The sequence below is a fragment of the Candidatus Methylomirabilota bacterium genome, from assembly GCA_036001065.1.
Lineage (GTDB): Bacteria > Methylomirabilota > Methylomirabilia > Rokubacteriales > CSP1-6 > MNEF01.
Genome location: DASYUQ010000048.1, coordinates 1 through 9,400, shown reverse-complemented (window position 1 = coordinate 9,400; position 9,400 = coordinate 1). Strand labels below are relative to the sequence as shown.

The 9,400-nt window shown below is 68.4% G+C and carries 8 protein-coding genes; 2 read left to right on the top strand and 6 right to left on the bottom strand.

What is annotated here, in order from left to right; genetic code table 11:
- On the top strand, positions 1-783 hold a 783-nt coding region (locus VGV13_04100), incomplete at its 5' end, for an amidohydrolase family protein (protein ID HEV8640261.1).
- Between the two features lie 16 nt (positions 784-799).
- Here the strand turns inward: VGV13_04100 and VGV13_04095 are convergent.
- From VGV13_04095 to VGV13_04070, 6 genes are all read right to left on the bottom strand, one after another.
- Positions 800-1,423: a zeta toxin family protein gene (locus VGV13_04095; protein ID HEV8640260.1), complete on the bottom strand. Its 624-nt coding sequence runs from the start codon at positions 1,421-1,423 to the stop codon at positions 800-802.
- On the bottom strand, positions 1,420-1,827 hold the full coding sequence (locus tag VGV13_04090) for a hypothetical protein (protein ID HEV8640259.1): 408 nt from the start codon (positions 1,825-1,827) through the stop codon (positions 1,420-1,422). The genes VGV13_04095 and VGV13_04090 overlap by 4 nt, the downstream gene beginning before the upstream one ends.
- 113 nt (positions 1,828-1,940) lie before the next feature.
- The gene (locus VGV13_04085) at positions 1,941-2,555 is read right to left on the bottom strand and encodes a UbiX family flavin prenyltransferase (GenBank protein HEV8640258.1); all 615 of its coding nucleotides are present in this window, start codon (positions 2,553-2,555) and stop codon (positions 1,941-1,943) included.
- Entirely contained in the window at positions 2,552-5,029 is a 2,478-nt protein-coding gene (locus VGV13_04080; GenBank protein ID HEV8640257.1) for a CoA transferase, read from the bottom strand. The genes VGV13_04085 and VGV13_04080 overlap by 4 nt, the downstream gene beginning before the upstream one ends.
- 22 nt (positions 5,030-5,051) lie before the next feature.
- Complete coding sequence (locus VGV13_04075; GenBank protein HEV8640256.1) at positions 5,052-6,605, bottom strand: UbiD family decarboxylase; 1,554 nt, start codon at positions 6,603-6,605, stop codon at positions 5,052-5,054.
- Between the two features lie 10 nt (positions 6,606-6,615).
- Positions 6,616-7,344, bottom strand: coding sequence for a FadR/GntR family transcriptional regulator (locus VGV13_04070; protein HEV8640255.1), 729 nt, complete (start codon positions 7,342-7,344; stop codon positions 6,616-6,618).
- A gap of 77 nt (positions 7,345-7,421) precedes the next feature.
- Here VGV13_04070 and VGV13_04065 point away from each other — a divergent pair, with 77 nt between their 5' ends.
- Positions 7,422-8,945: an ethanolamine ammonia-lyase reactivating factor EutA gene (locus VGV13_04065; GenBank protein HEV8640254.1), complete on the top strand. Its 1,524-nt coding sequence runs from the start codon at positions 7,422-7,424 to the stop codon at positions 8,943-8,945.
- The last annotated feature ends 455 nt before the right edge of the window (positions 8,946-9,400 follow it).

The window sequence follows — 9,400 nt, the reverse complement described above, 5'->3', positions numbered from 1 at the left end:
CCCACCAACGGGCTCGCCCATGGTCTGATCAAGGATCGCGAATGGGCGGCCGTCCTGGCGCGGGGCTACAACACGTTCCTCTACGAGGAGTTCTTGAGGGCCGCCCCCGGCCGCCTCAAGGGCATGGCCCTGATCCCGCTGCAGGACGTCGGCGAGGCCGTCAAGGAGCTGCGACGGGCCGTCACCGCTCTCGGCATGGTGGGCGCGATCCTCCCCGCGGTCGGGCTCCGGCGCCCTCTGGGGGACGCCTGCTACGAGCCGCTCTACGAGGAGGCCCAGCGGCTCGGGTGCGCGCTGGCGGTTCACGGCGCTCCCGCGCAAGGGCTCGGCTTCGATTTCTTCGAGCGCCTCGTCGAGGCGCGGGCGCTCTCCCATCCGTTCGCCCAGATGATCCAGCTCACGAGCCTCGTGCTCAGCGGTGTCCTGGAGCGATTCCCGCAGCTCACGCTGGCGTTCATGGAGGCGGGGGCGGGCTGGGTTCCGTTCGTGCTGGAGCGGCTGGACCGGGAGTGCAAGAACCGGGGGGCGGGGCTCGCCTCGAGCCCCAGCCAGCAGCTGCGGAGCGACCGGATCTTCTTCCACTGCGAGCTGGACGAGCAGATGCTGCCGGTCGTGGTGGACGTTCTCGGCGCCGACCACTTCTTCTGCGCCTCGGACTTTCCCCACGAGCCGACCCATGAGTTCATCGAGTCGGTCGCCGCGTTCCGGGCGCGAGCGGACCTGAGCGACGCCGCCAAGACGCGGATCCTCTACGACAACCCCAAGCGTCTCTACCGGCTCTGAGGCGCTCCGGGCGAACTCAGAGGCCGGGAAGTCCGCGCGTCCACAGAGGCAGGGGCGGATGTCGGCTCACGATTTGGCCTCGCTGGTAAACGGCGACGACACGGTAGGGCGTGTCATAGGAGCTGTTATCGAACACGAACGCCTCGTCGACGATCGGAATCGCGGCGCGCAGGTTTGCTGGAAAGCGCGCGTGCAACTTCTCGTCCGGTACATCGTGGCCGCCGTGTTGGACTCTCTGCCTCGCCCGTGCGGTTGCGAGGACGGGACTGTCGAGGCCGATGAAAATCAGAAATATGGTGAAGCCGCGGGCCCGGGCGTTTTTGAGGAACTTCAGCTTGGCATCGGCGGGGTCGGAGAAGACGGTCTCGGTGCAGAAGGACAGGCGCGCTTCGACGAAGGCCCTTCGCAGTCGCTCGGCCTCGATGAAGGCCCGGCGGTCGATGTCATCGGACGAGGCGGTCGGGTCGGCGTTGCGGAGAACGCGGGCAATGCGGTCCGCGTTGACGTACGGTAGCCCAAGATCATCGAGGTACTCCTCGAAAAAAGTGGTCTTCCCGGCGCCGTTGGGCCCCGCGAGAAATAGCAGGACCGGCTGGGCCGGCAGGGCCGCGCGGATCGATGCCAGCGGATCAACGCTCACTTCCGCCTGTTCGCTGACTTCCCTCCAGCGGGCACGAATCGGCGACCTTTGAGGTGACCCAGAATCCGGGTGCCGTCTGCTCGGACCTCGACGATCATGCCCGGATGATCCGGGTCAGTGGTGTACAGCGGCGTCCCGGCGGCACGAATCCGTGCCTTGACCTTCTCACGGCTCGTGTCTTCGACAAGCCGGGCCAGGAGTCCGTGCACCTCTTCGCGCCGGACGAACGTCGGAAACGGCAGTGCTTGGCCGGCTCTCTTGAGAGCCAGCACGTCGCGATAGGCCGCCATCACCTCGACCGCTCGTCCCAGCGTCGCCCAGTGCTCGATCTGAGCGGTCGCCGAGCGATGGGTGCCCTGGGCTTCGTCCTTGGCCATAGCCAGCAGCTTGTCCGAGACCTTCACGGGTGACGGCATTTGCTCCTCCTGCCCGCTGGTAGCACTTGACTACCACTAGGTAGCAGATTACTACCTTGACCGCGAACGTTCAACCGCCCACTTGCCTGGACGTGCAGCGACTACGACGGCTCGAGGTCACCGGCCCGCGGCTCCGATTCGCCCCAGCGGCGAACGAGGTCGTGGGGGATGCCGAACAGATCGAGGATTCGCCCGCACGTGTGGTCGATCACGTCGTTCAGCGTGGCCGGGCGGCTGTAGAACGCGGGGACCGGTGGCACGATCATCGCGCCGCTTTCCGCCGCAACCACGAGCGTTCGGAGGTGGCCGACGTGGAGCGGCGTTTCCCGCACCACCAGGACCAGGCGGCGCCTCTCCTTGAGGCAGACGTCGGCGGCCCGCGTCAGGAGCGTGTCCGAGATGCAGTGGGCGACGGCGCCGGCGGTGTGGATCGAGCACGGGATGATGACCATCCCTTCCGTCCGGAACGAGCCGCTGGCGATGCTGGCCCCGATGTCCATGATGGGGTGGACGACCGAGGCCATGGCCCTGACGTCCTTCACCGCCCAGTCCGTTTCCTCGGCGATCGTCCGCTCGGCCGCCTTGGAGCAGACCAGGTGGCTCTCGATGTCGGTGCGGTCGCGGAGGATCTGGAGGAGCCGGATGCCGTAGATCACGCCCGAAGCGCCGGAGAGCCCGACGATGAGGCGCCGCGGGGCCGGCCCGCCGCCGCTCACTGGAGCACGCCCCGCATCTCCAGCGACCGCACCGCGGCCTCGCTCATGCCGAGCATCTCCGTGAGGACCTGTCGCGTGTGCTCCCCCAGGCAGGGCGCGGGCCGCTGGGGGCCGGTCGCCGCCCTGGAAAGGATGAAGGGCGGGGCCTTGTAGTGGTGGCGTCCGATCTCGGGATGATCGAGCGCGCGCCAGATGCGACGGTGGACGAGCTGGGGGTCGCTGAACAGCTCGGCCATCGTTCTGACGGCGGCGGCATGGACGCCGGCCGCCTGAAGTCGGGTCGTGACCTCCTCGACCTCGAGCTCGGAGGTCCACGCCGCCAGTCGCCGGTCGAGCTCGGCCTGCCCGGCCTGTCGTCCCGCCGCCGTCTGCCATCCCGGCTCGGTCGCCCAGCCGGGCCGACCCAGGGCTTCGACCAGCCGGCGCCACTCCCCGTCGTCCCAAACGCTCACGGCGCACCATCGGTCGGCGCCGCGGCAGGGGAAGACGCCGTGGGGCGCCGCCTGGGGATCCCGGTTCCCACAACGCATGAGGTCGCGACCGTTGACGGCCGCGTCCAGAAGCGCGGGCCCCAGGAACTGCAGTCCTGCCTCGTACTGCGCCAGGTCGATGTACTGCCCCCGACCGCTGCGCCGCCGCGCGTCGAGCGCCGCCAGCACCGCCACCAGGCCGAAGGCCACGGCGATGAAGTCGATGTAAGGACCGTAGAGGAACATGGGTGGGCCGCTCGATTCGCCCGTGAAGTGGGTGAAGCCGGCCAACGAAGACAGCTGGGAGCCGAAGCCGGGGTGACGGGCGTGGGGTCCGGTCTGCCCGTGATTACACGTGCTGAGCACGATGACCGCCGGGTTCAGGGTCCGCAGCCTCTCCTCATCGAGTCCAAGCTTGGCCATCGTGCCGGGGGTGAAGTTCTCGATGACGATGTCCGCCCACCGCACGAGTGCCTCGGCCACCTCCCGAGCGCCCTCCGCCTTGAGGTTCAGGGCGATGCTGAGCTTGTCGTTGTTCCAGAGGCTGAAGCAGCCGGACCGGTTGAGGCCCGGGACGTTATCGCGATACGGCGGGTAGTGGGTGCGGAAGCCATCCGGCCGAACCGCGGACTCGACGCGAACGGCGGTGGCGCCGTGGTCCGCCAGGTATTTGGTGACCCCGGGGCCGGCGGCATAGGCCGCGAACTCGACGACCTTGATGCCGTCCAGGGCCGGGGGGGCCGATCGTTTCGCGTGTCCGACCGAGACGCGGCTCGGCGGCCGCTCCTTCTCGTCGACGCCGGGCGGAGCCAGGAGCTCGGCGTTGTGCTCTCCGGCGCGCGGCGCCGGGCGATGAACCGTGCACGATCCTCCCGAAAACTTCGCGAACCCTCCCGGAAACCTGACGCTCGCGCTCCCGTCGGGCCCGCGCATCGGGAGCCAGAACCCCCGCGCGAGGAGCTGGGGGTCCTCGAGAATCTCGCGCGGTGTCGCGACCGGATAGCCGAGCATGTCGCGCTTGACGACCCCGGCGAAGAACTCCGCCTTGGTCAGGGTCAAGAAGAAGGGCCCGATCGCCGCCTCGATGCGGTCGATCTCCTCCTGGGAGACCGTCGTGATGTCGAATCGGCTCCAGTCCTTCTCGAGGAGGAACTGGGGGGCCATGCCTCTCTCATCCATCCAGCGGACGAGGGCCTGGTTCGTGCGGCGCCCCGCCTCGCCGCCGTAGATGATGAAGTTGAGGTAGCCGTCGCGGCAGGACCACATCACCCGCATCCGCGCGCCGGTGATGCTGCGGCCGGTCATGAAGACTCCGGCCCGGAGCGCGTTCGTCCGGTTCAGGTCCCAGAAGATGGGGGCGTGTGAGAGCGCTGAGAGCAAGCAGGACTGGGCGGCGACGTCCACGTGCTGGCCCTCGCCGGTAAGGTAGCGATGCTGGAGGGCCAGCAGCGAGCCGGCGGCCGCATATACACCCGCCCAGGCTGAGGCCTGGGGAAGGGAGATTCTCAGTGGAGGGCCCTCAGGCTCGCCGGTCAGCGACATGCAGCCCGCCGCCGCCATGAGCTCGAGGTCGGAGGCCCGGTACTGACTGTACGGTCCGGTCTGGCCGAACGGGGTGATCGACGTGACGATGAGCCCAGGGTTTTGCTCAGCGAGCGCCGTGTAGCCGAGTCCGAGGCGGTCGAGGTGGCCGGGGGGGAAGGATTCGACCAGGAAGTCGGCATTCCGTGCGAGCCGCTGCAGAGCGTCACGTCCGGCCGGCAGCTCGAGATCGAGCGTGACCGAGCGCTTGTTGGCGTTCCAGGCCGCCCACGAGAGGCTCGATTCTGGATCCGGGCGGTCGCCCGGAAACGGCCCTCGCCGCCGCGCGGGGTCGCCGCTCGGCGGCTCGACCTTGGTCACGTCGGCGCCCAGGTCCGCCAGGATCCGGGCGCACAGAGGCCCGAGCTCCCCCGTGAGGTCGAGCACCCGGTACGGCGCCAGGACTGCCTGCCGCTCCGACATCACGCCATTCCCCGATATGCGGCTAGATCCCGCGCTCAGCCATCCACTTGGCGTAGCCTTCCTGGGAGGCCCGGGCGCGCTCGATCTGCTCGGGGGTGAACCACTTCTTGAGATCGACCAGCCCGATCTCGTATCGCGCCCGCTCGAAGGCGTCCTTGTAAATGAAGGGCCGGGTGGCGTCGATCCCCATACCGCCCGCGAAGCGTATGTTCGTCTGCGTCCACTGCTGCTCCCCCGCCGAGCTGCGCTCGGCCGGCTGGAAGGTCTGGCCGAAGCCGCCCTCGCAGACGGTCAGGATGTCGTCCTTGGGGTTCACGCGGGTCGCCAGCGCCCAGAGGACGTCCTCCATGTTGTAGATGTCGATGTCCTCGTCGACGGCGATCGCCAGGCGCATGCCGAGGGAGATCGACAGCGCCGCCGACAGGATATTGCGGTGAAGCCCCTCGTCGCGCGCCCGCCGCTTCTGGAACTGGAAGATCGCGCCGCCCCAGTCCGTCAGGCCCATCGGGATGTTCGTGTCGATGCAGAGGCCCGGCACGATCCGCTCCGCCAGCTCGAGGAAGCACGCCTCGCGCATCGAGACGTCGATGTAGTGGTCATCCATGCCGTGGACGATCAGGCCGTAGTAGATCGGCTTGTGCGTGCGGTGCGTGATGGCCGTCGCCTGGAACTTGTAGGTCCGGTAGGCCTTGCCCATGTAGCCGGCCCACTCGGGGTGGAACGGGAACTTCCCCTGCTCCCCCTCCTTCTCCGCCAGCGGGCTCTCCCACACCTTCTCCGTGGTATCGAGGTAGCCCTCGATGACGTACTCGGCGTTGGCGATGGCCCAGGCGTCCTGCGTCCTGGCCTTCACCACCTCCACCGGGAACCCCTGCAGCGCGCCGGCCACGCCGAGCTCATCGCAGCCCCGGGGCAGGATCACATACGTGAAGCCGGCGCCTGCCATCATCGTGCAGGCGGGCGGCACGCCGATGTTGATCGTCATCGGGATCGGGCCCTTGCGGTACCAGTGGGTGGCGATCTGGTCCATGTGGGAGCCCGGAGAGATCTGGAAGCTCGAGAAGTCGGGCCCCCGGAAGTTCATCCGGTTGTAGCCGATGTGGGAGCCGCCCCAGAAGTACTTGCCCCGCACCACGGTGTTGCCGGCGCCGAGCGTCCGCCCGGGGTCCGTCGCGGCGTGAGAGATCATCGGGATGACCGGCCACACGTCGATGTTCTTGGTGATCACGACCTCCTGGCACGGAGCGTCGCGCACCTCGATCGGCGGGAGCGGCTGCCGGATCGCCTCCACCGCCTTGAACTTGAACTTCCTCGCATCCTCGACGCCGAAGAGATGAGCGATCCGCTCCGCCGAAGCGTAGATGTTGTTGGCGAGACGGGCGTTCGGGTACCCCTTCACGTTCTCGAAGAGGACCGGCGGGCCACCGTCCAGGCGCTTCTGGATGGCCGCCAGCTCGAGGTGGGGGTCGATCTCGACGTCCGAGCCGAGCAGTTCCCCCGCCTCCTTCAAGTACTCCAGCGTGGAGCGCAGGCTGGAGATGTCCTTCTTGCCGATCGTGGGCATGGGCTTGGCCATCGTCGTCCTCCTAGGGGGATCGGACCTCCGCGGGCAAGAGCCGCCCCAGACGGTCCTGAACTTCGGTGACGTGTTCAAACATCACGCGCGACGCCTCTCCATGATCGCGGCGGGCCAGGGCCGCGCAGATGCGCTGATGAAAGGCCAGATTGCTTCGATTGGTGGCCGCGTCCATCTCGAGCCGCGCCACGACTTCCTCCACCATCACGTCCGCCATCGAGTGGGCGAAGAGCACCAGGAGCGGGTTCTTGGCGGCTTCCGCGAGCATCCGGTGGAAGCCAAGATCGGCGGTGGCGTGCAGATCACCGGCGGCGATCGCCTCCGCGTGCTTGGCGACGTAGGCTTCGATCCGGGCGAGCTCCTCTTCGGTGATCCGCTGCGCCGCCAGGCTGGCGATCCAGGGCTCGAGGATCACGCGGACCTCCGTCAGGTGGTGAATCGACACGCTCCCCAGACGGATCAGCGTGAAGAGAGAGTCGGTGATGTGACGCAGGTTCCCATCGGCGACAACCGCGCCGCCCCCAGCACCCCGCCGCACGACGAGGAGCCCGGCCTGCTCCAGCGCCCGGATCGCCTCCCGCACCGAGCCGCGGCTCGCCTGAAACTGCTGGGCCAGCTGCTTCTCCGAGGGGAGCTTGTCTCCGGGCTTCAACCGGCCTGCGAGAATCGCGGACTTGAGCTGCCGGAGGATCTCAGCAGAGACTCGATCCCGGCGAGTCGGCGTGAAGCCAAGGGACATGGCGTTCCCGGACATGGGCTTGGTAAATATCTAATATTTGAACTTTGCCCCGTCAAGGGCTAACTTGAGGATCTACCATGCACGATTTCCCGCATCCCCACGAGCACGAGGATCACGAAGGCGAGCCCCAGGGGTTGCCCAACGAAGCCGACCCGGTCTGGGCTGGGGAGCGCATCGAGCTGCGCAGCGTCGGAATCGACATCGGCTCCTCGACCTCGCACCTGACCTTCTCCCGCCTCGTGCTGCGTCGTCTCGGTGCGCACCTCTCGAGCCGCTACCGGGTCGTCCAGCGCGACGTGCTCCATCAATCGCCGATCCTCCTCACCCCGTATCGCGGTCCCTTCCTGATCGACACCGAGCGGCTGGACTCCTTCATCCGGGATGCCTACGCGGGGGCGGGGCTCACCCCGGGCGGCATCGACACGGGGGCCGTCGTCATCACCGGCGAGGCGGCCAAGAAGGAGAACGCCGAGAGCATTCTGTCTCTGTTCGCGCGGGAGGCCGGCCGCTTCGTGTGCGCGGCCGCAGGGCCGCAGCTCGAGGCGATCATGGCCGCTCACGGGTCGGGGGCGGTGGCGCGCTCTCGGGCGGGAGGCGCCGTTTTGAGCGTTGATATCGGCGGCGGGACGACCAAGCTGGCGGTCTGCCGCGACGGCGAGGTGGCCGCGGTTTCCGTCATCAACGTCGGCGGACGGCTCGTCGCCGACGACGGGGGCCGCATCACCCGGCTGGAGGAGGCAGGCGCCCTGGTCGGGGACGCGGTCGGCCTGCGGCTCGCGCTGGGCGAGCGGATCGATGAGGCCGCCAAGGCGGCCCTCGCCGGGAAGATGGCCGCGTGTCTCTTCGAGGTCATCGACCGGCGCCCGATCTCGCCGCTGACGCGCCGGCTCATGCACACGCCCCCGCTCGGCGACTGCGGGCCGGTCGAGGTCCTCATGTTCTCGGGCGGCGTGTCCGAATACATCTACGACCGGGAGCGCGCCGTCTTCGGTGACCTGGGAAAGGCCTTGGGCGAGGCGGTCAGGAACCGCCTGGGCGGCCACCCGCTCACCGCGGGCCTGGCGACGCCCCTTGAAGGCATCCGGGCCACGGTCATCGGTGCGGCCCAGTACACGGTGCAGGTCAGCGGGAGCACGATCTTCACACCCCAGCCCGACCTGCTTCCCATCCGAAACCTGCCCGTTCTTTCTGTAAGGCTCGGAGAACCGCTGAGCGTCGCCCGCGTCGCGGAGGCCGTGCGGCAGGCGGCGCAAGGGTACGATGCCGACGTCCTCGGCGGTCCTCTCGCGCTCGCCATTCGCTGGCCGTTCGGGCCCAGCCACGGCGAGCTCACCGCGCTCGGCGCGGGGCTGATTCAGGCCCTGGACGGGCGGCAGACGACGGTCGTGTTGGCCTTCGACCGCGACATGGCGCGCCTGGTGGGCCGCCTCATGGTTGAGGAGCTGGGCGCGAAGTTGAACCTGGTGGCGGTCGACGAGCTCGAGCTGGGCGCCTTCGACTATATCGACGTGGGCGAGCCGCTTCCGATCTCGGGCGTCGTTCCCGTCGTGATCAAGTCCCTGGTCTTTCGCCCGCCCTCGCCCACAGACGTCGCCGGCTAGTGCCGTTCCAACTTGTTGATACTAAATCTGTCCACGAACGACGTACACGGTGCCTTCCTAGGCGCGAATAGTTGGAACGGCACTAGTGTTCCGTCTGGGAAGTCATGTTAACGATCGCCGCGCTCGCGCCGCTGCCGGCGGGGCCGACGGGCACGTGCGGCAGGGATCGCGGGACCACGCGGCACGCGTCCGCTGCCCGGTTGCGGCTGGGCTCCACCTGGGGACGCGGGGTCCGTTGCCAGCGGGCGGGAACGGATCCCGTCGAACCCTGCCGCACGCGCCCGTCGGCCCCGGCGCCGCGTGCTGGCGGGCTCTTAACCCCGATCCGAAATAAGCTCGCAGGTGAAAGCGGCACATGGCCGCGAACATGGGCGGTGTTCAGGAGATGGTTCGACCGCAGCCAGCGTCTCTATAGGAGGACGTGGGTGCGCACGTACCCACGCTGGCCACGGCCG

Coding starts and splice junctions, on each gene's coding strand:
- VGV13_04070 (HEV8640255.1), bottom strand. CDS start 7,344: ATGTCCCTTGGCTTCACGCCGACTCGCCGGGATCGAGTCTCTGCTGAG.
- VGV13_04075 (HEV8640256.1), bottom strand. CDS start 6,605: ATGGCCAAGCCCATGCCCACGATCGGCAAGAAGGACATCTCCAGCCTG.
- VGV13_04080 (HEV8640257.1), bottom strand. CDS start 5,029: ATGTCGGAGCGGCAGGCAGTCCTGGCGCCGTACCGGGTGCTCGACCTC.
- VGV13_04065 (HEV8640254.1), top strand. CDS start 7,422: ATGCACGATTTCCCGCATCCCCACGAGCACGAGGATCACGAAGGCGAG.